Genomic DNA, 26734 nt, shown 5'->3' on the forward strand with positions numbered 1-26734 from the left:
ATGGTCGAATGACCAACCCCCCTTCCGAGGCGTCATCACGCGTGGGCTCCGGCCTGCGCATCGGCGTCCTCGCCCTACAAGGCGATTTCCGCGAGCATCTTCACGCCGTCGAAGCGGCCGGTGCCACCGGCGTCGGCATCCGGCGTCCCGCAGAGCTCGACGACATTGACGGCCTCATTATTCCCGGCGGCGAATCCACCACCATCGACAAGTTGGCGCGCATCTTTGAACTCGCCGATCCCATTCGCAAGCAGATCGCGTCAGGGCTCCCCGTCTACGGTTCCTGTGCGGGCATGATCCTGCTGGCGGACGACATCGCCGATCCCGCCACGGACCTCGCCGGTAATCCGCAGCAGACTTTCGGTGGATTGGACATCACGGTCCGTCGCAACGCTTTCGGCAGGCAGCGGGAGTCTTTTGAAACCGACCTTGACTTCAAGGGGCTTGAATTCAGCGCGGGGGAGTCTGGAGTCGATCCTGTCCACGCAGTGTTCATCCGCGGACCGTGGGTCGAACGCGTGGGTCCCGGCGTCGAAGTCCTCGCCCAAGTAGAACCGGGCAAGGCCGCCCACACGGACTCTTTGCATGGGTTGGCTAGAATTGTTGCAGTGCGCTCAGGTCGGTTGCTGGCCACCTCCTTCCACCCGGAAGTGACTGGGGAGAAGCGCGTGCATGAACTGTTTATTCGAATGATCAGAGGGGAAGTTTAAAGCATGTCAGGCCACTCCAAATGGGCGACGACCAAGCACAAGAAGGCCATCCTCGATAGCCGCCGGGCCAAGTCGTTCGCCAAACTGATCAAGAACATCGAAGTCGCCGCCCGCATGGGCGGACCGGACCTTGCCGGCAACCCCAGCCTTGAACTGGCTGTCACCAAAGCCAAGAAGACCTCCGTTCCCGCTGACAACATCGACCGCGCCATCAAACGCGGCGCCGGCCTGACCGGTGAAGTAGTCGACTACACGGAAATCATGTACGAAGCCCGCGGCCCGCAAGGTTCCGCTCTTCTGATCGAGTGCCTCACGGACAACAAGAACCGTGCTGCCTCGGAGGTCCGGCTCGCCATCTCCCGCAACGGTGGCACCATCGCCGACCCCGGCTCCGTGAGCTACCTCTTCACCCGCAAGGGGGTCGTCAACCTCCCTAAGAACGGGCTCAGCGAAGACGACATCCTGATGGCCGTGCTCGACGCGGGCGCCGAGGAAGTCAAGGACAGCGGAGAAAACTGGGAAATCCACTCGGAGCCCACCGATCTCCAGGCAATCCGCGACGCCCTCGGGGAAGCCGGCATCGAATACGAGTCGGACGAAGCCGAGTTTGTGCCGTCCATGCAGGTTCCGCTGGACCTCGACGGCGCCAAGAAGTTCCTAAAGCTCGTGGACGCCCTCGAAGATCTCGACGACGTCCAGAACGTTTACACCAACGCAGACATGAGCGAGGAAGTCCAGGCTGCGCTCGAAGCCGAGTAGCGCCCTCTTGCAACTCAGCTTGACAACAAACAGGGAGGCCCGGACTTGACTCTTCGCGTACTGGGAGTCGATCCGGGCCTCACCCGTTGCGGCATCGGAGTGGTCGACGTCGAACGGAACCGGCGCGCCACCATGGTGGCCGTCTGCGTCGTGGGAACCTCCCCGGAGCAGTCATTGGACCAGCGGTTGCTGGTCATCGCTGAGGCTATCGATGAATGGCTTGACCTCTACAAACCCGACGTCCTTGCGGTGGAACGGGTCTTCTCCCAGTTGAACGTCAGCACGGTCATGGGCGTGGCCCAGGCGTCCGGTGTGGTCATTGCCGCCGCTGCGCGGCGCGGCATTCCGGTGGCGCTCCATACGCCATCTGAGGTCAAGGCCGCCGTCACTGGAAGTGGAACCTCCAACAAAGAGGCCGTGACAAAACTCATCACCAAGATCCTGCGCCTGGACGCACCGCCCCGTCCTGCGGACGCCGCGGATGCGTTGGCCCTCGCCGTCACGCACGCGTGGCGGGCAGGCAGCGGCGCCGCGGTTGCCACTACCGGACCAGGGAGCAGCGCGCTGACGCCGGCCCAGAGGGCTTGGGCCGAAGCCGAGGCGAAAGCGCGCCGTGCCCGCTAATTGTCGTTGGCCCTTGCTAGGGTATTCGTAGATATGTTCGGATAGCCCGCGGCGCACCATGCACGGGGCAGTACTTCAGGAGCCGGGTCTTGATCAGTTTTCTCCGCGGAACCGTGGCACACGTCAGCCTGTCCACGGCCGTCATCGATCTCAACGGTGCCGGAATGAGCGTCTACGCCACGCCCCAGACCCTCAGCCATCTGCATGTCGGCCAAGAAGCAAAGCTGTTCACCTCGTTGATCGTCCGGGAGGACTCCCTGACGCTTTTTGGCTTCTCGAACGACGACGAGCGGGAAGTTTTCGATGTCCTGCTCAGCGTGAGCGGTGTGGGGCCGCGCCTGGCCCTCGCAGTGTTGGCCGTGCATGAGCCCGAAGCGATCCGCGTGGCTGCGCATTCCGGTGATGCCAAGTCGTTCACGAGGGTTCCCGGCATTGGACCCAAGGTGGCCGGCAGGATCGTCCTGGAGCTTGCCGGCAAACTCGTCCCGCATGGCACCGCGCCAGGGGCTGCACCCGCCGTCGCGGCCGAAGCGGTCTGGAAACCGCAAGTGGTCGCCGCCATGACGAGTCTGGGCTGGTCTGAGAAGGACGCCGCCGGCAGCATTGACAAGGCAATGGCGGATTCCCCCGAACTTACGGACGCCGGCAATGTCGCCCACATCCTGCGGGCCACCCTCCGCTGGCTCGGCCAGGACGGTGCCCGCGCGGGAAACCGGGCAGGCAGCCGTGGCTGAGGAGTCCCTCGTTACCGGGGGAGAGGAACCCGAAGAGCGCATCATCGAGGCCGCACTGCGCCCGAAAAACCTCCACGACTTCGTCGGCCAGCACCGCGTTCGCAAACAGCTCTCGCTCGTCCTGGAAGCCTCGAGGATGCGCGGCCGCAGCGCGGACCACGTCCTGCTCTCAGGCCCCCCGGGGCTGGGCAAGACCACGCTCTCCATGATCATCGCCGCCGAGATGAACGCTCCCTTGCGCATCAGCAGCGGTCCAGCCATCCAGCATGCCGGGGACTTGGCAGCCATCCTCTCTTCCCTCTCGGAAGGCGAGGTTCTCTTCCTCGACGAAATCCACCGGATGTCCCGGCCTGCCGAGGAAATGCTGTACATGGCCATGGAAGATTTCCGGGTGGACATCGTGGTGGGCAAGGGGGCAGGGGCAACGGCTATTCCGCTGGAGCTGCCGCCTTTCACCCTGGTCGGCGCTACTACCCGGGCCGGACTCCTGCCCGGACCGCTGCGTGACCGTTTCGGATTTACCGGACATCTGGAGTTCTATTCGGTGGCCGAGCTTGAGCTGGTTCTGCGGCGCTCGGCCGGACTCCTTGACCTGAAGGTCAACTCGGCCGGATTCAGCGAGATCGCTGGCCGTTCCCGTGGAACACCGCGTATCGCCAACCGGCTGCTGCGCCGCGTGCGGGACTGGGCATTGGTCCACGGAATCGAACAGATCGACGCCCGGGCTGCCTCCGCCGCTTTGGACATGTATGAAGTGGACCAGCGTGGATTGGACCGCTTGGACCGCGCCGTGCTGGAAGCGTTGATCACCAAGTTCAACGGGGGTCCGGTGGGGCTGTCCACCCTCGCGATCGCCGTCGGCGAGGAGCCTGAGACGGTCGAGACGGTTGCTGAGCCGTACCTCGTACGTGAGGGGCTTCTTGGGAGGACGCCGCGCGGCAGGATTGCCATGGCATCGGCATGGACGCACCTTGGATATGCCGTGCCGGCCGGCGTGTTCGGGCAGGACCCGTTGGCGTTGTTCGAGGACAGCGAAAATGAGGCAGAAAGCATCGACACCGGCCGTTAGCACGATCCATTCAGCTTAAGCCTCTAGACTGGTATGACACTCGGCACGTTCGAGTCCTTGGTTCTATGCCCGCCCGTCGGAGCATTGTGCGGCCAAGTGGGGGAAAGCTCCACGGCCGTCGGATCCACCGGGCAGACATGGCCGTGAAACCAAAAACGTAAGTAAAGAACGGAACTTCCCTGTGGATCCAATGACAATCCTGCTGTTTGCCATGCTTGGCGTGTTCATCTTCATGATGTTCCGCCGCAACAAGAAGACGCAGCAACAGCAGGCCAAGCTGCAGTCCCAGTTCGCTCCTGGCGTTGACGTCATGACCAGTTTCGGACTGTACGGCCGAATCGTCTCGATGGACGACGCTGAGAACAAAGTTGTCCTGGAACTGTCTCCGGGCAACTTCGCCACGGTGCACCGCCAGGCCGTTACCAAGATTGTTGAGCCCGCCGAGGAAGCGGCTGTTGACGTTCCGGATGACGCGTCGTCCCTGACGGCTGCTGACGCGGACGTGCCCGCACCCGCCGAGACCCCGGAGGAAACCCTTAGGCGCCTCAATGACGAGGGCAAGAAGGACAGCTAGTCCGTACCCGCATCACCAGCGGGAATAGTCCTACGGCAATGAACTGCCGCCGGCCTGCGCTCACAAGTGCGCGCCGGCGGCTGTTCCGTCATCAACAGGAAGATCGAACATGGCACGAACCGGCCAAAAAAACGCAGCCCGCAGGGTGCTGATCTGGCTTGTCGCAATATTCGCTGTACTGACAGCAGTCCTCGCTGGGGGAGTCGTCACCGGTCATGCAAGCTGGGCCCCAAAGCTCGCGCTTGACCTTGAGGGCGGCACGCAGATGATCCTCGCGCCAAAGGTCGAGGGTTCCTCGGGCATCAACGAGGAACAGCTGAACCAGGCTGTGGCGATCATTCGCCAACGCGTTGACAGCTCAGGCGTTGCCGAAGCGGAAATCACCACACAGTCCGGCCGCAATGTGGTTGTCAGCCTCCCCGGCACGCCCAGCTCGGAAACCCGTGCCCTGATCCAGGCCTCGGCGGACATGAACTTCCGTCCCGTTATCACAGCGGGAGACCCTGCGGCTGTTCCCGCGGCATCGCGGACCCCGGACGCAAGCCTGCCCAAGCCCACGGCTGCGCCGACCAACGCCAGCGACACCAACTGGGTGACAGCGGACGTCTACAAGGCATTCGAAGCCCTGGACTGTGTCAATCCTGCCCAGGACAAGCAGCCGCGGTCAGATCCCGCCAAGCCGCTGGTGACCTGCGAGCCGGCAACGGCGAAGACTCCTGCCGTCAAGTACATCCTTGGCCCGGTCGAGGTGAAGGGCCAGGACATCGTTTCGTCCTCCTTCGATCCCGTCCAGGGCGCACAGGGCTCGGTGACCAATGCCTGGGGCGTGACTATCACGTTCGATGCCAACGCCACCAAGACTTTCAAGGACGTTACCCAGAGGCTCAACCAGTTCTACGTGGCATCGCAGGCACAGGGCGGCAACGACCCCAAGGCCCAGTTCGCCATCGTCCTGGATGACCAAGTCATTTCCGCGCCGCGTGCCCTCGCCGTCATCACCGATGGCAAGCCGCAGATCACTGGTAACTTCACGCAAGCGTCCGCACAGGCCTTGTCAGACCAGCTTCGCTACGGCGCTTTGCCCATCAGCTTCGATATCCAGTCCGAGGAGCAGATTTCCGCCACCCTCGGCGGCGAGCAGCTGCGTCTTGGCCTGATGGCCGGCGTGATCGGCCTCCTGCTTGTGGTGGTCTATTCGCTCTTCCAGTACCGGGCCTTGGGCTTCGTAACCATCCTCTCCCTCGTGGTGGCCGGCGGCCTCACGTACCTTGCCATCGCGATTCTTGGATGGACTGAAAACTACCGGCTGTCCCTGGCCGGTGTGGCAGGTCTAATCGTGGCCATTGGCCAAACAGCCGACTCGTTCATCGTGTACTTCGAACGCATCCGTGACGAACTTCGTGAGGGCAAGGGCCTCGTGTCCGCCGTCGCGAACGGTTGGAAGCGCGCCAAGCGCACGGTCCTTGCCTCCAAGGCCGTCAACCTGCTCGCTGCCCTGGTGTTGTATTTCGTCGCTGTTGGAAACGTCCGCGGCTTTGCCTTCACCCTCGGCCTCACCGCGCTGGCAGACCTCTTGGTCGTGTTCATGTTCACTCACCCGACGCTCCAGGTGTTGGCGCGGACCAAGTTCTTCGGCGAAGGCCACCGCTTCTCCGGTCTGGACCCTGAGCGCCTTGGCGCCCTGCCGCTGTACCGCGGTGCGGGCAGGCTCCGCACGCCGGCCGAGAAGCCCGCCGTCGTGCGCGCCCGCAACACCGGCGCTGCTGCGGAAGCCGAGCGCCGCATGACCATCGCCGAACGCCGGCTTGCCGAGAAGCAAGCCCAGCTGGCTGGTTCTTCCAACGGCACCAAGGAGGAGAAGTAATGACCACGAGCTTCGCAAAGTTCGGCAACGAGCTCTACACGGGCAAGCGCTCTTACAACTTCGTATCCAGCAAGAAGATCTGGTTCATCATCGCCGCAGTAGCGGTGGCGATCTCCATCCTCCTGCCAGTGGTCAAGGGCGGCTACAACCTCGGAATCGACTTCAGGGGCGGTTCCGAGTTCACAGTTTCCAACGTGAAGACCACCGATTCTGCCGCTGGTGAAAAGGCGGTCCACGACGTCGTACCCGGTGCAGTTCCGCGCGTCGCCAACGTCGCAGGCAACACCATGCGTATCCAGACTGACAAACTCAGCGATGACCAGACCATCAAGATCAAGACGGACCTCGCAAAGGCCTACGGCGTCACGGACAACGAGGTCACCTCAACCTTCATTGGCCCGACGTGGGGCCAGGACGTCACCAAGCAGGCCCTGATTGGCCTCGCGGTGTTCGTGGGCTTGGCCGCTCTCTTGATGGCTTTGTACTTCCGTACCTGGAAAATGTCGGTTTCCGCCCTTGCCGGCATGCTGGTCACGATGTTCTGCACGGCGGGCATCTACTCCTTGAGCGACTTCGAGGTGACACCGTCGGCCATCATCGGCTTCTTGACGGTTCTCAGCTATTCCCTCTACGACACCGTGGTGGTTTTCGACAAGATCCGTGAAAACACCTCGGACATCGCCACCTCCAGTCGGCGCACTTTCGCCGAAGAGGTGAACCTCGCCGTCAATCAGACCTTGGTGCGCTCCATCAACACCATGATGGTGGCGGTGCTTCCTGTCGCCGCGATTCTCTTCATCGGTGCCGGACTGTTGGGAGCGGGAACGCTGCGTGACCTCTCCCTGGCACTGTTCGTCGGCATCCTGATCGGTACCGCTGCGACAATCTTCATCGCAGCACCGCTCTACGCGTGGCTGCGCCAGAGCGAACCGGAGCTCCAGAAGCAGGCCAAGAAGGTGGCGAATCGACGCGCGGCAGCCGCCAGCGCGAGTTCGGAAACTTCCTCCGTCTAAGCCGCGTTCCCCCGAAAGGGCCGGTCACCGCTCAATTGCGGTGACCGGCCCTTTCCGTTCCTGCCTCCGTCATGTGGGTACCGGTTCTTGGACAGGTCACCGGCGGGAATAGACTGGGAGAATTAAGTCAGTCGTGAGAGGTGCTTTTGTGGAGGAATGTACGACGTCGGCGCCACCGGCGGGCGGGGAGGACGGCCTGAGCCCCGTGCCCGGCACCGCTTCTGCAGCTACGGGCAGCACCTCGGGTGGCGTTCCCGTGGACAGTCCAGGCGTGCGCCCGACGTTTCCCGGACGGCGCGAACGGACGCGCTCCAGGCTGGCGAAGCTGACCGGGCGCGGTGCGAGCACCTATTCGCCCATCCTTGAACCGCTCCTGCGGACAGTCAGGGCGAACAACCCCAAGGAAGACCTCGACCTTATCCAGCGGGCCTTCACGGTAGCAGAGCGCAGCCATCAGGGGCAGAAGCGCAAGAGCGGTGATCCGTACATCACCCACCCAGTGGCCGTGGCCACGATCCTGGCCGAACTCGGGCTCACGGGCACCACCCTGGCCGCTGCACTCTTGCACGACACAGTGGAGGACACTCCATACACGCTCGCTGACTTGACCCGTGACTTCGGCCCCGAGGTCGCGATGCTCGTGGACGGTGTCACCAAGTTGGACAAGGTTCAATTCGGTGAGGCCGCTCAATCCGAGACTGTCCGCAAGATGGTTGTGGCCATGGCCAAGGACATCCGTGTGCTGATGATCAAGCTCGCGGACCGCCTGCACAACGCGCGCACGTGGCGATTCGTTTCCGCTGAATCCTCCGCCCGCAAGGCGCGTGAAACACTTGAGATCTTTGCCCCTCTAGCGCATCGCTTGGGCATGAACACCATTAAGTGGGAGCTCGAGGACCTTTCCTTCGCCGCCTTGTATCCGAAGGTGTATGAGGAGATTGTCCGGATGGTAGGGGACCGCACTCCGGAGCGCGAGAAGAGCTTGAGCGTCATCCGCAACCAGATTGCCGAAGACCTCCGGGTTGCCCGGATCAAGGCCACCATCACGGGCCGGCCGAAGCACTATTACTCGATTTACCAAAAGATGATCGTCCGGGACAAGGACTTCGACGACATCAACGACCTCATGGGCGTGCGGGTCCTGGTGGACTCCGTCCGTGATTGCTACGCAGCTCTCGGCACCCTGCATTCGCGCTGGAACCCCCTTCCGGGGCGGTTCAAGGACTACATTGCCATGCCGAAGTTCAACATGTACCAGTCCTTGCACACCACCGTCATTGGACCTGGCGGCAAGCCCGTCGAGATCCAAATCCGTACGCATGAGATGCATCGACGCGCCGAGTATGGCGTAGCGGCCCACTGGAAGTATAAGGACCAGCCCAACCGGACGGCTGTGGGCCCTGGAAGCCCCAAGGACGGCGACATGGGCTGGTTGCGTTCGTTGGTCGACTGGCAGCAGGAAACGTCGGATCCGGGCGAGTTCCTGGATTCCTTGCGTTTTGAGATTAACGCCCGCGAAGTGTTTGTCTTTACCCCGAAGGGCGAGGTCATGGCCCTTCCCGCAGGCTCGACGCCTGTGGACTTTGCTTACGCGGTCCATACCGAGGTGGGTCACCGGACCATCGGTGCGCGTGTCAACGGCAAGCTGGTGCCGCTCAATAGCGAGCTCAATCATGGCGACTGGGTGGAGATTTTCACCTCCAAGGCCGAGGGCGCAGGCCCGAGCCAGGACTGGCAGCATTTCGTCAAGAGCGCACGGGCCCGCAACAAGATCCGGCAATGGTTCAGCAAGGAACGCCGCGAAGAGGCCATCGAGCGCGGCAAGGACCAGCTGACCCGGGCCATGCGGAAGCAGAACCTGCCCCTGCAACGCCTCATGACGCATGACGCGCTGTCCACGGTGGCAGAGGAATTCCACTACGTAGATATTTCGGGTCTCTACGCAGGCGTAGGTGATGGGCACACTTCGGCGCAGTCCGTCATGGAAAAGCTCATGGAGCACCTTGGTGGCCATGAAACGCCCGACGAGGACCTGGACGAAGTCAGCATCCCCTCGCAACTTCAGAAGACGAAATACTCGGACTCCGGAGTCATCGTCCGGGGAGTCGGGGATGTCTGGGTCAAGCTGGCCCGCTGTTGTACGCCTGTCCCGCCTGATCCGATCCTGGGCTTCGTGACCAGGGGCTCGGGCGTGTCGGTGCACCGCACGGACTGTACGAACGTCTCGGACCTCCGTGACCAGCCGGACCGCATCGTCGAAGTTGAATGGGCTCCCACCCAGTCCAGCGTCTTCCTGGTTGAGATCCAGGTGGAAGCACTGGACCGGAAGTCGTTGCTCTCGGATGTTACCCGCGTGCTGTCGGAGAACCACGTCAACATTCTGGCGGCTTCCGTGCACACCTCCAGCGACCGCGTGGCGATCTCCCGTTTCGCCTTCGAAATGGGCGATCCGAAGTACTTGCACCATGTGCTCAGTGCCGTGCGCAAGATCGATGGCGTCTTCGATGTTTACAGGACCACGGGAAATCGCCGGCGGAGCTGAACTGTAGGAACTCAGGCGGCCGCCTCAGGTGGGAATGCCTCAGACTGAAGCGATAGCGCAGCGAGCTTGCGCAACGCAGCCTTCTTGTGGGGGACCCTCGGCGAGGCCTGCACGGCGAGGGTCAGGAGCCGCAACCGGACGCCGAGTTCATCCTGGGAGAGCAGCATTCTCAGGGCAGGCACGGCCCTGTCGGCTTCGACGTGCATGGCCACATCCACGGCTGTCCGGAGCGGACTGGTCACCAGCAGCCCGCCGATGCTGACCACATCCAGCTGACCCAAGCGGACTTCGTGCAGAATGCAGCCGCGGGCCGACCGCACGCTCGAGATGCGGTGTTTTGCGTCCACCAGGAGCGAGAGCCTCTCTGGGGCATCGGCGCAACCGTAGATCCAGGCCGCAGTCATCCGGCCCGCAATGACTTTCCTGCGGATGCGATCCGGAACCACCGAGGCGGCTGCCCGGGCGCGAAGCCGAGGCGTGACAGCCAGTCCAGGAGGGGTGAAGCTTTTCTCGTAGAGCGGTGTGAGCACGCCGTCTCCAGCCATTGATTGAAGCTCGGCCCACGTGAACAGCGGGCTGGGCTCATATAGTTCCTGGGCAAGGAAATCCTGCTGTTGCGGGGGAGGGAATGCGGAGGCCATTAAGCAATCATGGCGTGGCTGCGGCAACGAAAACAGGCCCTGTCCCGGTTATGTGGATAACCGGACAGGGCCTGTCAGCTCGGATAGCCCTACGCGAGGTCGCTGGCCGAGCGCTGGATCTGGTCAAGCCAAGCCTCGCGGGCCTCAAGGGCCTCACGGGCATTCTTGATGCGGCGCTGGTCTCCGGCCTTTTCAGCCTTTTCCAGATCTTCCCTCAGGCCGGCGATTGCAGCTTCAAGCTGCGACAGGGCGCTGTTGGTGCGGGCCTTGGTCTCCGGGTTGCTCCGGCGCCACTTGTCGTCTTCGGCTTCCCGGACGGCGTCCTCGACCTTGCGCAGGCCGGCTTCAATCCTGCCCATATCGGCGCGCGGTACCTTTCCGGCTTCTTCCCAACGGTCACGGATGGACTGAAGGGCCTTCTTGGCGGCGTTCAGATCCGTGATCGGCAGCAAGGCCTGGGCCTCGGCGATCAGCTCTTCCTTGACGGAAAGGTTGACAGTGTACTGCTGGTCAATCTCATCGTTGGCGGCCTGGCGGTTGCTGAAGAACACGTCCTGGGCGGCACGGAAGCGTAGCCAGAGGGCGTCGTCGTCCTTGCGGCTGGCGCGAGGCGTAGCCTTCCACTGGTCCATGAGACGGCGGTATTCGCCGGCCGCGAATCCCCAGTCCGTGGAGCTGGAGAGCGCTTCGGCCTCCACAATCAGCTGTTCCTTGGCGACCTTTGCAGCCGAGTTGGTGCTGTCCAACTGCGAGAAGTAGGCGCGGCGGTGGCGGTCAAACACGGTGCGGGCCGAGCGGAACCGCTTCCAGAGGGCGTCCTCGTTGCTGCGCCCGAGCCGGATGCCGTTCTTCTGGGCCGTCTTCCAGCTTTCGAAGAGTTCGTTCATGCGGGCGCTGGACGTCTTCCACTGGACCTGGGACGGATCCTGGGACGCAATGGATTCGGCTTCTGCAACGATCGCTTCGCGTGCAGCGAGCTCGGCTGCGCGAGCGGCGTCGTGCGCTGCTTTCTCGGACTTCTCCAGTTCAGAAATCTGTTCGGCCAACGAGTCCAAGCGGGTTTCCGCCGTGCGGATGTCGCCCACCATGTTGCGCTCAGCCAGTTGCTCGCGCAGATGGTCGACTGTCTTCTGCATGTCCGTGGCCGGGGCCTTGGACTCCACACGGTGTTCCATCAGGACGATCTGTGCGACGACGTCCTCGTACTTCCGGGCGAAGTAGGCCAACGCCTCATCAGTGCTCACGCCTGGGTACTGTCCTACGGGCTGCTCTTCGCCGTCGATGGTCAGGAAGACATGACCGTCACCCTCGGCGCGCCCCCACTTGGCGGCCTCCGCGAGCGACACAGCGGTGGGCTGGGCGGCCGGTGCGGCCGGAATCACGCTCGCTGCGGCCTTCGGACGGGCAGCAAAGGCTGCGGGAGATGGTGCGTGCGAGGGGGCCGGGCGTGGTGTCGGAAAAGCAGGCTTCGGTGCGGACTCGGCCGCGTCCACTACCGGCGCCGCTGATTCAACGCTGGTTTCGGCAGCTGCCGGTGCCTGGATTTCTTCTTCGTTGGCCACTACTGCAGTTTCGTCGGATTTCTGACTGTCTGTCACCGCTAAAAGTCTTTCGCTTGGAGGGATTACTAAGGTAATGCGCCGTGGACCATTGTCCGGGCTGGTTACTTCAGAGAAAACGAGTCTATCGTGACAGGTGCCACAGGGGCGCCGTCCGTGGCACTGGTGCCCGGATTTATACCCGCTTGGGCAATCTTCGTCACGATATCCATGCCGCTCGTCACCTTGCCGACAATCGTGTACCCACCGGCGGAATCCGGCGGAATGACAGTGTCCTTGTACGCGATGAAGAATTGGTGTCCGTTGCCGTAGGCGTTGTTGCCGGTCCTGGCGACGGCGATTGTTCCGGCCGGGTATGTGTTGTTGGCGGGCGTGTTCTCCAGCGGTCCCCAGTGGAAGTTGGGGTCATCAGTGGTGTCGGCCCCCTTGGCGCCGCATTGCAGCACCGCGAAGGTGTCACCGGTGGTCAACCGAGGACACTTGAGGCCGCTGTAGTAACCCGCGTCGGTGAGGGATTTGTACACGGCGGCGGCCTGGGGAGCCGTGGTGCCATTCAGTTCTACACCGACAACCCCGCCGTTGAGGCTCAGTTGGCCAGTAAAAGTCTTACCCGCGGCGGTGTCCGCTTTGGGAATGTCCGCGCTGTTTGTTGCCGCACTGTTTGAGGCCGAGGCCGACGGTGACGCCGATGGCGAGCTGAGCCCGGCCTGCGCCGCTGCGAACTCCGATTCGCTCGGGTTCGAGTTGAACACAGTGAGCTGAAGTACGACGGCGGCGATCAGTGCGGCGGCAGCCACACCGACGGCGATCACATTGTCCCGGCGGCGCCGCTTGCCCTGGACACGCCGAAGCTCGCGCTTGGCTTCCATCTGCCTGATACGCCGTTTGGCTTCACGGTTGTCCCGCGGCCTTGTAGCCAAGAGTCCTCCTGGTTGTCTGGACAAGCTTCCATCGCAGGCAACCCACGCCAAGCGCCTGCATTAGATGTGCAGGCGCCGAAAGCATAAACTGGCTGCCGCACATAGTTTATGCATGACTGGCTGGACGCCCGCCCATCCTGAGCCGAATCGGCCCGTGGTTCTTTGAGGCAGGTCCGGCCCACGCAATCATTGAGGAGAAAATTCCACCATGGCCCGTACCGCCTCCCTGTCCGGATTCCCCGAGTGGCTTCCCCAGGAGCGGTTGGTGGAACTGCATGTGCTGGACACCTTGCGCAAGACCTTCGAACTTCACGGTTTCTCCTCCATCGAAACCCGTGCCGTTGAGACCGTCGGCCAGCTACTGCGCAAGGGCGAGATCGACAAAGAGGTATACGGCCTCAGCCGCCTGCAGGAAGATGAGGACGCCCCCGGCGGCGAGGGCGGAAAGTCGGACAAGGCGGATCCCAACGCCTTGGCCCTCCACTTCGACCTCACGGTGCCTTTCGCCCGCTATGTCGTGGAAAATGCCGGCTACCTCGCTTTCCCGTTCCGCCGCTACCAGATTCAGAAGGTGTGGCGGGGGGAACGTCCCCAGGAAGGTCGCGCCCGCGAGTTCACGCAAGCGGACATTGATGTTGTGGGCGACGGCGAGCTGCCGTTCCGCTACGACGTCGAGATCGCCCTAGTGATCGCCGAAGCGCTGAGCGCGCTTCCCATTCCGGATTTCCGCCTGCGCATCAACAACCGCAAGTTGGCTGAAGGCTTCTATCGCGGTATCGGCCTCACCGACACCGCCGGGGTGCTTCGCAGCATCGACAAGCTCGAAAAGCTCGGCGGCGAGAAAGTCGCCGAATTGCTCAAGAGCGAACTTGGCGCCACCGACGGGCAGGCGGCACTCGCTTTGCAGCTCGCGAGCATCCGCACGGAGGACACCTCCTTTGTGGCGCAGGTCCGCGCTTTCGGTGTTACGGACGAACTGCTCGAAGAAGGCCTCAGCGAACTCGAACAAGTCATTGAGGCCGCGGTCCAGCGCGCCCCCGGCAAGGTTGTTGCCGACCTCAGCATCGCCCGGGGCCTGGACTACTACACCGGTACCGTCGTCGAAACCGTCCTCGTGGGACACGAACAGCTCGGTTCCATTTGCTCCGGCGGGCGCTACGACGCTCTCGCGAGCAAGGGCAACCGCAAGTTTCCCGGCGTCGGGCTGTCGATCGGTGTGACCCGCCTCGTCTCCCGCATCCTGAGCCAGGAATTCGCGACGGCGTCCCGCTCGGTTCCTACGGCGGTGCTTGTGGCACTGAACAACGACGACAGCTGGTCCGCTGCCCAGGACGTCGCGGCCCAGCTGCGGGGGCGGGGGATCGCGACCGAGGTTGCGGCCAAGGCCGAGAAGTTCGGCAAGCAGATCAAGTTCGCCGATCGCCGCGGCATTCCTTTTGTCTGGTTCACGGACGACGACGGCAAGCACCAAGTGAAGGACATCCGCACCGGCGAGCAGGTGGACGCGGATCCCGCCAGCTGGGAGCCGTCCGCCGAGGATCTCCACGTCCGCATCACCACCCGCTAAGCACGAACCGGCGCCCTCGGGAGCTGCCCCGACCAGCCGCAACTGGTCGGGGCAGCTCCTGATGGGCGGCGCTTCATCCATACGGGTAAACTCGAACGGGATCGTTTTGTCATGATCCGCTGAAAATCATGTTGAAAGGAATGCTGTGCTGCGCACACATGACCTCGGATCCTTGCGTTCCGAGCACATTGGACAGACCGTTACCCTGGCAGGCTGGGTAGGCCGCCGCCGCGATCACGGTGGCGTGGCCTTCGTCGATCTGCGTGACGCGTCCGGTGTCGCCCAGGTGGTCGTCCGCGAGGAAGAGGTCTTCCACGGCCTGCGCAACGAATATGTGCTTCAGATCGTGGGCACCGTCAGCAAGCGTCCCGAAGGCAACGAGAATCCCGCCCTCGCCACCGGGGAGATCGAGGTCATCGCCGAGAAAGTAGTGATCCTCAACACCTCGGACCCGTTGCCGTTCCAGATCGACGAGCACGTGGAGGTCGGAGAGGAAGCGCGCCTCAAGCACCGCTATCTCGACCTGCGCCGCCCTGGCCCCGCACACAACCTGCGCCTGCGTTCCGAGGCGAACCGCGTGGCCCGCGAACTGCTCCACCAGCAGGGTTACGTAGAGATCGAAACTCCCACGCTGACGCGCTCGACGCCGGAGGGTGCCCGTGACTTTGTTGTCCCGGCGCGTTTGGCACCGGGTTCCTGGTATGCGCTTCCGCAGTCGCCGCAGCTTTTCAAGCAGCTGCTCCAGGTTGGCGGTTTCGAAAAGTACTACCAGATCGCCCGTTGCTACCGCGACGAAGACTTCCGTGCGGACCGCCAGCCGGAATTCACCCAGCTCGACATCGAAGCTAGCTTCGTTGACCAGGACGACATCATCGAGCTCGGCGAGAGCATCGTCAAAGCACTGTGGAAGCTGATCGACGTCGAGATCCCGACGCCGATCCGCCGCATGACGTACCACGAAGCCATGGCCAGGTACGGCTCAGACAAGCCGGACCTGCGCTTCGGCCTGGAACTCACCGAATTGACGAAGTTCTTCAAGGACACGAACTTCGGTGTCTTCAAGGCGCCCTACGTCGGCGCGGTTGTCATGCCCGGTGGCGCCTCGCAGGCCCGCCGCGCGCTGGATGCCTGGCAGGAATGGGCCAAGCAGCGTGGCGCCAAGGGTCTTGCCTACGTTCTGTTCAAGGAAGACGGCGAGCTTACGGGTCCCGTTGCCAAGAACCTGACGGACACCGAGCGTGCCGGACTGGCCGACGCCGTGGGGGCAAAGCCGGGCGACTGCATCTTCTTCGCCGCCGGCGAGAAGTCCCCGTCCCGCGCCCTGCTTGGTGCTGCCCGCGTCGAGATCGGCCACCGCACCGGCCTGATCGACCCCAAGGATTGGGCTTTCGTCTGGATCGTGGACGCGCCCATGTTCGAACCTGCTGCTGCAGCAGTCGCTTCCGGTGACGTGGCGGTGGGTGGCGGCCAGTGGACGGCCCTGCACCACGCCTTCACCTCCCCGAAGCCCGAGTTCCTGGACTCGTTTGACAAGGATCCTGAATCGGCCCTGTCCTACGCCTACGACATCGTGTGCAACGGCAACGAAATCGGTGGCGGATCCATCCGTATCCACGAGAGCGATGTCCAGGAGCGCGTATTCGAGCTCATGGGCTTGGACAAGGAAGACGCGCAGACCAAGTTCGGCTTCCTCCTCGAGGGTTTCAAGTACGGCGCACCTCCGCACGGTGGCATGGCCTTCGGTTGGGACCGCGTTGTGGCCTTGTTAGCCGGTGTCGACTCCATCCGCGACGTCATCGCCTTCCCGAAGTCCGGCGGCGGGTACGACCCCCTGACCGCTGCTCCCGCACCCATCACGGCGCAGCAGCGCAAGGAAGCCGGAGTGGATTTCAGGCCTGAGGCCAAGCCCCAGACAGACAAGTCCCAGAGCAAGTCCGACTAACGAAACGTAGTAGTAGACCGAAGGCCTCCGCAACTGCGGGGGCCTTCGGCGCATCAGGACGGCGATTGACATTGAGGAGGACACATGGCCCAGGAGATGAGCCTTGGGTTGATAGAGGAGCTGATGGACCGGGCATGGCCGGCCCCGGATCGTGAGGACACCGGCGGATGGGTCATGCGTGCCGCGGAAGGCGTCACGCAGCGGGCAAACTCGGTCTGGACCAGGGAGCAGCCCGATGACCACGAATCAGCAGTCCGGGCCGCGACCCGGTGGTATCGCTCCCGGCGCCTCCCGCTGATCTTCCAGATTTTCGAAGACGAACGCAGCACCGGCCTGAACGCGGTGCTTGATGCGCAACGATTCACCCGGCAGTCTGAGACCCTCATCATGGTCCGCCAGGGCGGCACTCTTCCCGCTGCCCCGCGGGATGGCTGGGCGAACGGCGTCGAGATCTCCGAAGAGCCTTCAGAAGAGTGGCTCCGGCTGTGGTGGTCGGTGGACGGCCGCGGCGGAGACGCCGAGCTGGAGATTGCACGGAATATTCTTTCGTCGTGCCCCTCGATCTATGCCCTCGTGAGGGACGACGACGGCGCCCCGGCCGCCGTCGGACGCCTCGCCCTCGTGGAGGGCAGGGGTGGTATCTACTGCATGGCCACCGCGGCCAAGCATCGCCGCCGTGGCTGCGGGCGGCAGGTGCTTGACGCGCTTCTCACGGCTGGCAGTCGGCGGGGCGTGTCGGAGTTCTGGCTACTGGTGATGGCCTCGAATACCGGCGCCCGGGCTCTGTACGAGGGCGCCCGCTTCGCAGAGCACGGCAGGTACCTCTACCGGCAGGCCCGGCCCCAGCGGGCGTTGTCGGGCTGCTAGGAGGCGTGGCCACCCTGCGCCCTCACAGGAGCATTCGGAGGCGTGGAACCTGCGTCTCTTTCACGGGGTGTTGACCGATCGGGCGCTTTGGATCGCGCCGCATTCGGGGAAGGGGTCGCTCAGGAGAGCCGACTCGCCCGGATCGTCGGTGTCGTCGGCGGCGGGCCAGGGGTGTGCGGCGGTGAAGGAGTGCCAGTCGGGGAAGGGATCCGGGGGCAGTTGCGGTTCGGGGTGTGCGGGCGGCTCTTGGTCCGGTCGGGTGTCGGTGTTCCTGTCCGTGTCCGTGTCCGTGTCCGTGTCCGTGATCGGTGGGTGGTGTGGCCAGCGGGGTGGTTCCCAGTCCTGGTGTTCGCCGGGGTAGTGCCGTTGTGAGGGTGATGTCCATCCCGGGGGGTGGTCCTTGCTGGCCGGGGTGGGCGTCCATGCGGAGCTGTGTTTGAGGCGGTGGTGTTTGGGGCAGGGTTGGCCCAGGTTGGAGATGCCGGTGGTGCCTCCGTCGGCCCAGGCCAGGAGGTGGTCGGCGTCGTTGTCCAGGGAGTGGTTGTTGCAGCCGGGGAAGGGGCACTTGCCGTCGCGGAGCCTAAGCCATTGACGCTGGGCCTTGGTGAGGCGGTAGCTGGTCCGTCCGATTTCCAGCGGGGCGCCGTCGCGGGGGTCGGTCAGGACGCGGTGGAAGGAGTCGGCGCCGTCGGTGATCAGGCGGCGGGCCATGGACGGCGGGATCGGCCCGTACCCGTCCAGCATGGCCGGTTCGTCCGTGGCGCCCAGAAGGGACAGGACGGGGACGGTGACCAGGACCTGCGCCCTCGGGGACGGGACGCACCCTGCCCGCCCCGCTCCGGCCCCGCCCGCTCCGGCCCCGCCCGCTCCCGTGCCGCCGTTGACCGTGCCGCCGGTGGCCGTGCCGCCGGTGGCCGTCCCGTCGGGCGTGCCGCCGTCGGGCATTCCGGTGGTGGTGTTGGTGAGGAGCCAGGTGGCGGTGGTGTCGGCGCGGAGCTGGGCGAGGGTCCGGGACTCGTCCGGGCCCTGGAGGGCGCGGGCGGCGGCGGTGACCCGTGCCCAGATCCCGGCAGCGGTGTCTGCGGGGAGGTGGGCGGAGAGCCATGCCATGCCGTCGCGATCCGGGAGGTAGTCGACCCGCCGGTCCCCGGCTCGTTGGGCGTGGCGTTCTTCGATGCCGACGGGGTGGTGGCGTTCGCGCCAGGTGCGTGCCTTGGCCCGGAACCGGGACGGGACGAGGTCCCCGTCCGGGCACCCCCGGGCGGGGTTCGGCGCGTGGGGGTCCAGGAAGTGGGCCTCGAGGGCGGCTGCTGCGGCGGGGTCCAGGCCGCCGGTTTCTTCGACGATGATCCGGGCGTGCTGCCAGGAGATCGTCCCGGACCCAAGGGCCGTCAGGGTCAGCGGCAGCGCGGTGGTCAGGGCCTGGCATTCGGACAGGAAGGCCCCGGCGGTCCGTTCGCTGACGGTCAGGACACAGGCGACCTCGGCGATCAGGGCTAGCTCCTGGGCGGTGCGGTCCTGCGGTGAGGACGCCGGTGACGCCAGGGACCTGGCTGCGTGAACGTAGTCCGCGGCGAGCGTCGCCTTCAGCGCGGCGGTCCTGGCTTCCAACCGGGCCACTTCGGCCAGGCCGTCCAGGCAATCATCGGCCAGAGTCCTGAGCGGATCGGTGCTTTCGGAGGAATCAGCGTCCTGGGTGAAGGCGGTCAGCACGGCAACGGACGCGGCAACGGCCTCCACTGCCGCCCTGCTGTCCGCGCTGTTGTCCGCGCTCCAAGCTGTCCCTCGATCCATGCCCACAGCATCGCAGGAGGCACCGACAATTTAGTGCCGTCACTTGAGTTCCTTGGGAGGTGTACACCTCCGGCAAACACCGACCGGCACCGAGGAGAGGGCGTCCCCGGAGACGGGTTGGGCAGCCCCGTGCCCCTCCGGGCGGTGCCGACCTGGGCCTGCCAGCACTCCGCCGTAGGGAGTCGAACAGCCACGTCCAGATCTCGCAGCAACGTCCGGTTCCCGCCAGTGCAGCTTATGGGAGTCGGATGGGCTTCAGTTCTTCGAAACGGTCGCCCGGGCCGGGGTTGTCCACTGAGGTCTTCCCGCCCAGCTGCGTCATGACTCCCCACACAGCGTTGAGGCCCGTGGTCACCGCTCCGTCGGCCCAGCCTCCGGTCCAGGAGATGTCATCCCCTGCGAGGAAGATGCCGCGGTGTTCCGGCAGGTGACCTTGCTGCATGAAGTGGGTGTAGAGCCGTTCCTGGTAGCGGTAGTGGCCGGGGAGGTTGTCGCTGAAGGCGCCCATGAAGTTGGGATCATCCTCCCATGACACCGTGATGGGATCACCGACAATGTGTGAGGCGATGTCCACCGTGGGATATATCTGCTTGAGTGAGTGCAGCATGAGCCGGACCCGTTCGTCGGCATCCAAGGGGAGCCACTTGAGGGCGTCGTCGTTCCAGGTGTAGGACAGGCAGATCATGGCTGGTTGATCCGGGCCGTTGTCCAGGAGGTAAGTTCCGCGAGTGAGCCTGTCTGTAAGGGTAGTGCTCATGACCTGGCGTCCGGTTTCGGGGTCGATGTCCTTCCAGAAGGGCAGGTCCACCACCACGAAGGTCTTGGACGACTGCATGTAGTGGCTGCGTTCGATCGCGGTCCAGAGCTTGTGGCTGAAGAGTGATTCGTCGACGTCGATGCGCGCCGAGAGCAACCAGCTCTGGCAGGTGGCGATGACGGCGGGGTAGCGGGCTTCCTTGCCCCATTTGTCCGTGACGGCGATGTCGCCCGGGGTGGCGTCGTCGTTGGCCATTCGCCGTACGGAGGTGACGGTCCCGCGGGGGTGGCCCCCGTGCAGGGATGCCAGGCTGGTGCCGGCCGGCCAATGGGCCAGGCCTTCCGGCGCGTGCTGCCACAGCCGCTCGGGGACGAGTTGGGCGCCGCCGATGATCCGGTGCTGCTCCGCGTCGGCGTCCACGTAGACCACGCGGAGGATTTCGAGGAACGAGTCCGGGAAGTTGGTGTCCCAGCCGCCGGTGCCGAAGCCCACCTGGCCGAAGGCCTCCCGGTATTCGAACGGCAGCGCGGAGAAAGCCTTGGAGGTGGCGAGGTAGCCGGAGAAGGAGACGTCGTCGAACTTCGGGACCAACTCGTTCCAGAGTTTCTTGATGGTGGGCAGGTCGCGGCTCCGGATGGCTTCCTGCATCGCCGTGAAGTAGGCGCGTTCCTCGAGGCAGTCGTCCCAGGCGGCGGCGACGTCGCCGAAGAACTGCGGAAGATCCGCGGCGGTTTCGGCATAGTGCGCTTGTCCGCCGAGCTCGATCACCGTGCTGCCCGCTGCCGGGGTGAGCGGATTGGGGAACGGCTGGGTTTCGATCCCGACCTTGTCGGCGTAGTGGAAGAAGGACCGTCCCGACCGTGGGAAGCGCATGCCGCCGAGGTCCGCCACGGGGCCGGACTGTCCTGGCTGGGTCCCGCCGCGGAGGCGGCCGCCGATCCTGGAGGATTCGTAGATGACCGGCTTGAGGCCCATCTTCATGAGTTCGTACGCGGCAACCAGTCCGGAGAGGCCGGCGCCGATGACAGCCACCTCGGTGCCGTGCATGGCCTCCGGGACGCTACCGATTCCTGCGGGATGCGCTAGGAAGTCATCGTACGGGAACGGGAAATCCGGGTTGAGCATGGTGATGGTCGCGGTCGCGGGGGCAGTCGGAGTGCATGTGGCTGCGATGGTCACTGGTGTCCTTAGTGGTTTGTTGCGGTGGGTTCGTTCGTCATGAAGCGGGCCAGGTAGTCAGTGTCCCGGCGGGCTTGGGCAAGGACAGCGAGGTCCACATCGGCGAGAATCAGCTCACCTTCGCCGGACGCCGTCGCCAGGCGCCGACCATAAGGGTCGGCGATGGTGCTCAGCCCTGCGAAGTCCGGGCCGGCGTGGTTGGCGTAGGCGATGAAGAGCTGGCTTTCGAGCGCCCTCGTCGGGACCACCATGGAGGGGATCAGCCGTGTGTCGAAGAGTTGCTCGCCAGCGTCGTCCGCTGCCCGCAGGGGTACCGCCGTCGGCACGCACAACAACTCGGCCCCCGCCAGGGCGGCGGACCGCACGAACTCGGGGAACTCGACGTCGAAGCAAATGCCCAGGGCGATCCTGACGCCGTTGAAGTCGACGACGGCGGGCGCCTCGGTTCCGGGCGTGAACACGGAGTTCTCGTCGGCACCGAACAGGTTCTGCTTTCGGTAGCGGGTCAGTTCCACGCCGTCGGGGCCGAAAAGGGAGGCGCTGATGTAGTGCCTGCCGTCCTCGTGTTCCACGGTGGAGGCCACCAGTGCGATGCCGTGTTCGACGGCGACGGCGGCGAGTTGCTCGCGCTGCGCGACGCCGTCGGTGCCGTGGACCACAGTTGGTGCGTAGCCGCTGGTGAACAGCTCCGGGGTGATCAGCAGCGTCGCTCCGCGCTGCCTGGCCTCGTGCGCCCGGGCCGCGATGCGCCGGAGGTTTTCCGCTGCCGAGTTAACGAGGCCGGTGGCCTGAAGGACGGCAACACGCAGTCCGGGGTGGAGCTCAATTGTCATTTCGCCCCGTCCAGGTCTCCACGGCAGAGGCGGGCCACGACTTCGGTGAGCATATCCACTCCGGCGCAGGCGTCGTCGTCGTGCGTGAACTCGCGCTCATTGTGGGAGATGCCGTCCACGCTGGGGACAAACAGCATGACGGTGGGGACGATGTCCTTCATGTTGATCGAGTCGTGTCCGGCGAGGGTGAAAACGGGGGCGCTCCTTAGCTCCAGCTTGTCGGCGCATTCGCGGGCCAGTTCGACGCCGGCGGGCTGGTACGGATTGATGCCCCAAGCATGGGATTCCTCGACGTCGATCGAGACGTTGGTCTCGGTTTCGATGCTGGAGATGCCGGCACGGAGCAGCGTTTTGGCTGCTGCCAGCACGTCTTCGTCTGCGGTGCGCATGTCCATGACCAGTTCCACCTTGGACGGAACTACCACAGGGGAGTTCGGGTAGACGGTCAGTTGCCCCACTGAAGTATGCAGCACCGCTCCCTGGAAGTGGTCCGCGATCTCGCGCAGCAGGACGACAAGCCGGGATGCGCCCAGGAGGGCGTCCTTGCGGTCGGCGATGACGGCCGAACCGGTGTGGGCTTGCTCGCCATGGACGGTGACGCTGTACTTGGCTGCGGCCCAGCAGGAATGGACCAGGCCTATCGTGGTTCCGGAGTCCTCTAAGGACCGGCCTTGCTCGATGTGGATCTCGGCATAGGCCGCCGCCTGGGGGCCGTTGCCGGTGCCGAGCTGACCGATGGCGGACAGCGCATGGCGTACGGTGACGCCATCGACGTCGGTGATGGCGAGGGCGGTTTCAGCCGGCAGCTTTCCGGTGTAGACGGAGCTTCCCATCATGGAAGGCGCGAAGCGGCAGCCCTCTTCGTTGAACCAGTCCACCACGGCCAGGTTGTATTTGGGCTTCTCCCCGGGGACGGTGGACTCGGCCAGGCGCCGTCCTGCATGCAGGGCGGCAGCCACCCCGTAGGCGCCGTCGTACTTGCCGGCTGTCGGCTGGCTGTCGAGGTGGGATCCAACCAGGACATAGGGCGCGCCGGGCGTCCATTCCAGGAGGGCGTAAAGGTTGCCTACCTGATCCGTTTCGGTGCGGAAGCCGTACTGGGCAGCCAGGGAAGTGAACCACGTGCGGGCCTGTGCGTCGGCGGTGGTTGCTGCCTGCCGGTCTACGCCATGGCCTGGCGTCTCGCCAATGGCGGAGAGGCTGCGGAAGTCGCGGAGGAAGGCCTCGGCGGCGGTGACGCCTGTGTTCGCTCCGATAGTAGGGGTGCTCATGATGCGGAGCCTTCCGTTTCGTTCCTGGGTGTGGATGTGATGACCGGAAAGACATGGCTTCCGGGATTGATGATTGCCAGTTCGTGCACGCGTTTGCGGACGGCGAACCATCCGGCGATGAGCGCGGGGGCAATGATGGCGAGCGATGCGACCGTGTATGTCCCCACCGGGAAATCGAAGACCATGAGAACCATGACGGCGGCGAGGAAGGCCAAGGTGAGGTACGACGTCCAGGGAGCGCCAAGCATCCGGAACGCGGGCCGGAGCATGAGCCCCTTCTTGGACAGCTTGTAGAGCTTGAGCTGGCACAGGACGATGGTTCCCCAAGTACACAGGATGGCCAAGGCCGTCGCGTTGAGGGCGATCTCGAAGGCCATGGCCGGAACCACGGCATTCAGTCCAACGCCCAGCAGTGTGATGGCTGCGGTGAAGAGAATTCCGCCGTACGGCACTCCGCCGCGGCTCATCCGTTCCATGAACTTGGGCGCCGTGCCGGTCTGGGCCATGGATCGGTAGATGCGTCCGGTCGAATACAGGCCCGCGTTCAGGCTGGACAACGCCGCGGTCAGGACCACGAAGTTCATGACGTCGCCTGCCCCGGGAACCCCGATGGCGGCAAAGAAGGTCACGAACGGCGATTCGCCGGCCTTGTACGCGTTGAAGGGAAGCAGAAGGGCCAGCAGCGCCGAAGACCCGACGTAGAAGATGGCGATCCGGAAAATCACCGCATTGACAGCCTTGGGCATGACCTTCGCCGGGTTCTTTGTTTCACCGGCCGCGACACCGATCAGGTCTATCCCGGCGTAGGCGAACACGATGCCCTGGACGATGATCACGGCCGGCAGGAGCCCGTTCGGCAGTAGTCCGCCGTTTTCGGCGATCAGGGAGAAGCCGGGGTTGTGGCCTGCCACGGGGAAGTTGCCGGCGAAGAAGATGCCGCCGACAATCAGGAAGGCCACCAAGGCGCCCACCTTGATGATGGCGAACCAGAATTCGAGTTCACCGAAAAGCTTGACCGAAATCAGGTTGACGCCGGTCACGACCGCCAGTGCAGCCAATGCCAGGACCCACTGGGGAACGGAACTGAAGGCCGTCCAGTAGTGGAAGTAGACCGCAATTGCGGTGATGTCCACGATCGCCGTGAGCGCCCAGGAGATCGCGTACACCCAGCCCGACACATAGGCGGCCTTTTCCCCAAAGAACTCCCTCGCGTAGGAAACGAAGGAGCCCGACGACGGGCGGTGCAGTACGAGTTCGCCAAGGGCCCGCAGGACGAAGAAGGCGAAGACGCCGCAGATGGCGTAAACCACGGGAAGGACGGGACCGGCCGAGGCAAGCCGGCCTCCGGCGCCAAGGAACAGGCCGGTGCCGATCGCCCCGCCCATCCCGATCATCTGCACCTGCCTGTTGGACAGGCCCTTCTTATATCCGGACTGTTCGTCGGAGCGGACAGCCGTTGGCCGCTCCTCGACAGTGATGTTGGTGGTCATCGAAAACTCCTGGCCTAAGAAATGTGGTTGCCGCCATAAAAACGGCTGACATCGATCGTCCCAAGCAACGGTGGCGCGGCCAATGACAACATCACCTCGAATCGGGGCCAATTAATGTACGAAGGTACAAGCGGCATTTCTTCTTCGGGAGGCATGATGAAAGAGGACAGTGGAGGTGCCATGACCGACGATGAGAAGTGGCGGGGCGTGGTTGCGGCGTTGTCGGAACTGCTCCCTGGCATGGTGGATACATTCGTCGCGAGAATCCTCCGGGATCCGGTGTACAGCGAATCCGGGCTGACCATTGAGGACCTCCGCCGGAGCAGCCACGATTCCTTGGTGGCCATTCTCGGCGTGCTGCGGGATGGGGGAACCAACATGGACGCCCTTGAGTCCATCGCTGCAGAGCTCGGCAAGCGTCGCGCCAGGCAAGGGCTCCCCTTGGACAGCCTGGTGCGCGCGATCAGGTTGGATTTTTCCGTGGTGTGGGATGCGTTGTCGGCATCCGCCTTGGCCGTGGATCCGGCGCTGCTTGTCAGCAGGACCGAACTCGTCTGGCGCACAGTGGACACCTTTGCCTCACGCGTCCAGGCACGCTACGTCGCTGAACTCGAGGACATCGAGCGGGCCAACGCCGATCTGCAGCACCAGTACCTCTCGCAACTATTGGCCCCGGGGGAACCGTCGGAATCGGATCTTGCCCGGATCGCCGGAGCCCTGCGCGTCGAGGTCCGCGCGCGGTTCCTTGTAGCAGCGGTCAGCAGGGAAGACAGCCTGACCGTACAACGCCGCCTGCGTCACCGGGCCAAGAGGATAGAAGCCTTCTTCACCTTCGACCAAGAGCACCACACCCTGGTCATCCACAAGCGGGGCGGGCAGGGCCACGCGGAGCTTAGCGGCGCGCTAACCTATGACGAGTCAGTCCTCTTCGATGGCATGGCAGTAGCCGTGGCGCCACTGGCTGAAGGGCTCGGCAGTGTGAGAACCTCGGCTGCCGCCGCCCGCGAAGTCATGCGCGATTTGCCCATGGGAAGCATTGGCGTCTTCACCCTCAGGGACAGGTGGTTGTCCATCACCGGGCACAGATTGTCCCAGCTCGGTTGTGATCCGGGACAGCTCGTGTTTCCCATGCTGCAGGGCTGTGCACCGCAGGAACGGGCACGCATCCTCGAAGCGGCCACTACGTTCCTCGGGACAGGCAGCCTTGTGGAGACGGCACGCAAGCTCTTTTGTCATCGGAACACAGTGGTGAACCGGCTGGCGGCCTTCGAACGGTACACCGGGCTGGACCTCCAGAACCCCACCGATCTTGCGTTGGCGGTGTTGGCGCTGCGCGCCGCTACAGCGGGTCCGTGACCTCGATCCGCACGGCGCACGCATCTGCCGCAGCCCTGCGAAGGACGGTTGCGTTGGGGTCGGCAACTGCAAGAAACGGCAACTGCTTCCGCGACGCGTACTCCTTCAACGCCGTTTCCTCCAGGACCGCCGCGGAAAGTGCGGCGTCCCCACCCAGGACGAGGTATTCAATGCCTTGCCCGGCGAAGACATGGGCGGCATATGCGGCCACTGCCTCAGTCAGGGCGTTGGCCTGGTTCTCGCGGCGCCGGGCAAACCGCTGCTGCGAGGATCCGCCCGCCGCGGACCGCGACTGCACATAGCGCGAACCCGATTTGGACGCGGACACTTTGCCGCCGCTCACCACCCCCACCGCGTAACCGCCGCGGCGGACCAGAATGACTCCAAGCCGCCTTTCCTGTGAAGCAAGGGATGCCAGACGCTCCACCGCGTTGATGCCCTTGCCGGGCCTTCCATCAACGGGCCACGGGGGTTTCAACAGCGCTATGGCGCCGTCCGCCGCCCGCAAAAACGTACCGCCGTCGTCGGGCTCTTCCTGAAGCGCGCCATGGCTCGCGGCGAAGCGCTCCACCCAGCCGCGCAACCGAGGACCAGGGATGAAGGCAGTGCGCCCAGCCCGAGGGGGTTGCTTTTCGTTGGGGCCGGATGGCCGGGTCTCCACGTCGATGT

Annotated in this window: 22 protein-coding genes; 13 read left to right on the plus strand and 9 right to left on the minus strand. The window is 64.3% G+C overall.

Annotated features, from left to right (window positions below; genetic code table 11):
- Positions 1-8 precede the first annotated feature (8 nt).
- From pdxT to LFT43_RS10290, 9 genes are all read left to right on the plus strand, one after another.
- Positions 9-710 (plus strand): pyridoxal 5'-phosphate synthase glutaminase subunit PdxT, encoded by a 702-nt coding sequence (pdxT, locus tag LFT43_RS10250; protein ID WP_395796459.1) that lies wholly within the window; start codon positions 9-11, stop codon positions 708-710.
- Positions 711-713: 3 nt separating this feature from the next.
- Positions 714-1469, plus strand: a complete 756-nt coding sequence (locus LFT43_RS10255) for a YebC/PmpR family DNA-binding transcriptional regulator (RefSeq protein WP_395796461.1) — start codon at positions 714-716, stop codon at positions 1467-1469.
- Positions 1470-1514: 45 nt separating this feature from the next.
- Positions 1515-2093, plus strand: coding sequence for a crossover junction endodeoxyribonuclease RuvC (ruvC, locus tag LFT43_RS10260; RefSeq protein ID WP_184734994.1), 579 nt, complete (start codon positions 1515-1517; stop codon positions 2091-2093).
- Positions 2094-2182: 89 nt separating this feature from the next.
- Positions 2183-2827 carry a Holliday junction branch migration protein RuvA gene (ruvA, locus tag LFT43_RS10265; protein ID WP_395796463.1) on the plus strand — a complete coding sequence of 215 codons (645 nt, stop codon included), beginning with the start codon at positions 2183-2185 and terminating at the stop codon, positions 2825-2827.
- Positions 2820-3896, plus strand: coding sequence for a Holliday junction branch migration DNA helicase RuvB (gene ruvB, locus LFT43_RS10270; protein ID WP_268021688.1), 1077 nt, complete (start codon positions 2820-2822; stop codon positions 3894-3896). The genes ruvA and ruvB overlap by 8 nt, the downstream gene beginning before the upstream one ends.
- 190 nt (positions 3897-4086) lie before the next feature.
- On the plus strand, positions 4087-4470 hold the full coding sequence (yajC, locus tag LFT43_RS10275; protein WP_395802996.1) for a preprotein translocase subunit YajC: 384 nt from the start codon (positions 4087-4089) through the stop codon (positions 4468-4470).
- A gap of 109 nt (positions 4471-4579) precedes the next feature.
- Positions 4580-6334 carry a protein translocase subunit SecD gene (gene secD, locus LFT43_RS10280; RefSeq protein WP_395796466.1) on the plus strand — a complete coding sequence of 585 codons (1755 nt, stop codon included), beginning with the start codon at positions 4580-4582 and terminating at the stop codon, positions 6332-6334.
- Positions 6334-7347, plus strand: a complete 1014-nt coding sequence (gene secF / locus LFT43_RS10285) for a protein translocase subunit SecF (protein WP_395796468.1) — start codon at positions 6334-6336, stop codon at positions 7345-7347. Before secD ends, secF begins: the two co-directional genes overlap by 1 nt.
- A gap of 148 nt (positions 7348-7495) precedes the next feature.
- On the plus strand, positions 7496-9889 hold the full coding sequence (locus LFT43_RS10290; RefSeq protein ID WP_395802998.1) for a RelA/SpoT family protein: 2394 nt from the start codon (positions 7496-7498) through the stop codon (positions 9887-9889).
- An 11-nt stretch (positions 9890-9900) separates the two neighbouring features.
- Here LFT43_RS10290 and LFT43_RS10295 read toward each other — a convergent pair whose 3' ends face one another.
- From LFT43_RS10295 to LFT43_RS10305, 3 genes are all read right to left on the minus strand, one after another.
- Positions 9901-10530 (minus strand): hypothetical protein, encoded by a 630-nt coding sequence (locus tag LFT43_RS10295; protein ID WP_395796470.1) that lies wholly within the window; start codon positions 10528-10530, stop codon positions 9901-9903.
- A gap of 89 nt (positions 10531-10619) precedes the next feature.
- The gene (locus LFT43_RS10300; protein ID WP_395796472.1) at positions 10620-12128 is read right to left on the minus strand and encodes a DUF349 domain-containing protein; all 1509 of its coding nucleotides are present in this window, start codon (positions 12126-12128) and stop codon (positions 10620-10622) included.
- 65 nt (positions 12129-12193) lie between these two features.
- Positions 12194-13009 (minus strand): peptidylprolyl isomerase, encoded by an 816-nt coding sequence (locus tag LFT43_RS10305; RefSeq protein WP_395796474.1) that lies wholly within the window; start codon positions 13007-13009, stop codon positions 12194-12196.
- A 208-nt stretch (positions 13010-13217) separates the two neighbouring features.
- Between LFT43_RS10305 and hisS the strand changes: the two genes are divergently transcribed.
- The 3 genes from hisS (at position 13218) to LFT43_RS10320 (ending at position 17385) form a co-directional block, all read left to right on the plus strand.
- Positions 13218-14576: a histidine--tRNA ligase gene (hisS, locus tag LFT43_RS10310; protein ID WP_395796476.1), complete on the plus strand. Its 1359-nt coding sequence runs from the start codon at positions 13218-13220 to the stop codon at positions 14574-14576.
- Positions 14577-14721: 145 nt separating this feature from the next.
- A complete protein-coding gene (aspS, locus tag LFT43_RS10315) occupies positions 14722-16518 on the plus strand; it encodes an aspartate--tRNA ligase (protein WP_395796478.1) in 1797 nt (598 codons plus the stop codon).
- 84 nt (positions 16519-16602) lie between these two features.
- The gene (locus LFT43_RS10320) at positions 16603-17385 is read left to right on the plus strand and encodes a GNAT family N-acetyltransferase (RefSeq protein ID WP_395796480.1); all 783 of its coding nucleotides are present in this window, start codon (positions 16603-16605) and stop codon (positions 17383-17385) included.
- A gap of 60 nt (positions 17386-17445) precedes the next feature.
- Here LFT43_RS10320 and LFT43_RS10325 read toward each other — a convergent pair whose 3' ends face one another.
- The 5 genes from LFT43_RS10325 to LFT43_RS10345 all read right to left on the minus strand — a co-directional run bounded on the left by LFT43_RS10325 (position 17446) and on the right by LFT43_RS10345 (position 24709).
- Entirely contained in the window at positions 17446-19179 is a 1734-nt protein-coding gene (locus LFT43_RS10325) for a DUF222 domain-containing protein (protein ID WP_395796482.1), read from the minus strand.
- A gap of 235 nt (positions 19180-19414) precedes the next feature.
- A complete protein-coding gene (locus LFT43_RS10330; protein WP_395803000.1) occupies positions 19415-21061 on the minus strand; it encodes a flavin monoamine oxidase family protein in 1647 nt (548 codons plus the stop codon).
- Between the two features lie 62 nt (positions 21062-21123).
- Positions 21124-21948 (minus strand): nitrilase-related carbon-nitrogen hydrolase, encoded by an 825-nt coding sequence (locus tag LFT43_RS10335; RefSeq protein ID WP_395796484.1) that lies wholly within the window; start codon positions 21946-21948, stop codon positions 21124-21126.
- A complete protein-coding gene (locus LFT43_RS10340; RefSeq protein ID WP_395796486.1) occupies positions 21945-23219 on the minus strand; it encodes a M20 family metallo-hydrolase in 1275 nt (424 codons plus the stop codon). Before LFT43_RS10340 ends, LFT43_RS10335 begins: the two co-directional genes overlap by 4 nt.
- Positions 23216-24709, minus strand: a complete 1494-nt coding sequence (locus tag LFT43_RS10345) for an amino acid permease (RefSeq protein ID WP_395796488.1) — start codon at positions 24707-24709, stop codon at positions 23216-23218. Before LFT43_RS10345 ends, LFT43_RS10340 begins: the two co-directional genes overlap by 4 nt.
- Positions 24710-24889: 180 nt before the next feature.
- Between LFT43_RS10345 and LFT43_RS10350 the strand changes: the two genes are divergently transcribed.
- Positions 24890-26065, plus strand: coding sequence for a helix-turn-helix domain-containing protein (locus LFT43_RS10350; protein ID WP_395796490.1), 1176 nt, complete (start codon positions 24890-24892; stop codon positions 26063-26065).
- On the opposite strand, the gene LFT43_RS10355 is transcribed toward LFT43_RS10350, so the two are convergent.
- Complete coding sequence (locus tag LFT43_RS10355; RefSeq protein ID WP_395796493.1) at positions 26049-26726, minus strand: acVLRF1 family peptidyl-tRNA hydrolase; 678 nt, start codon at positions 26724-26726, stop codon at positions 26049-26051. The two genes, LFT43_RS10350 and LFT43_RS10355, sit on opposite strands and share 17 nt — an antisense overlap.
- Positions 26727-26734 lie beyond the last annotated feature (8 nt).

Source organism: Arthrobacter sp. FW306-04-A, assembly GCF_044358315.1.
Classification (GTDB): Bacteria; Actinomycetota; Actinomycetes; order Actinomycetales; family Micrococcaceae; genus Arthrobacter.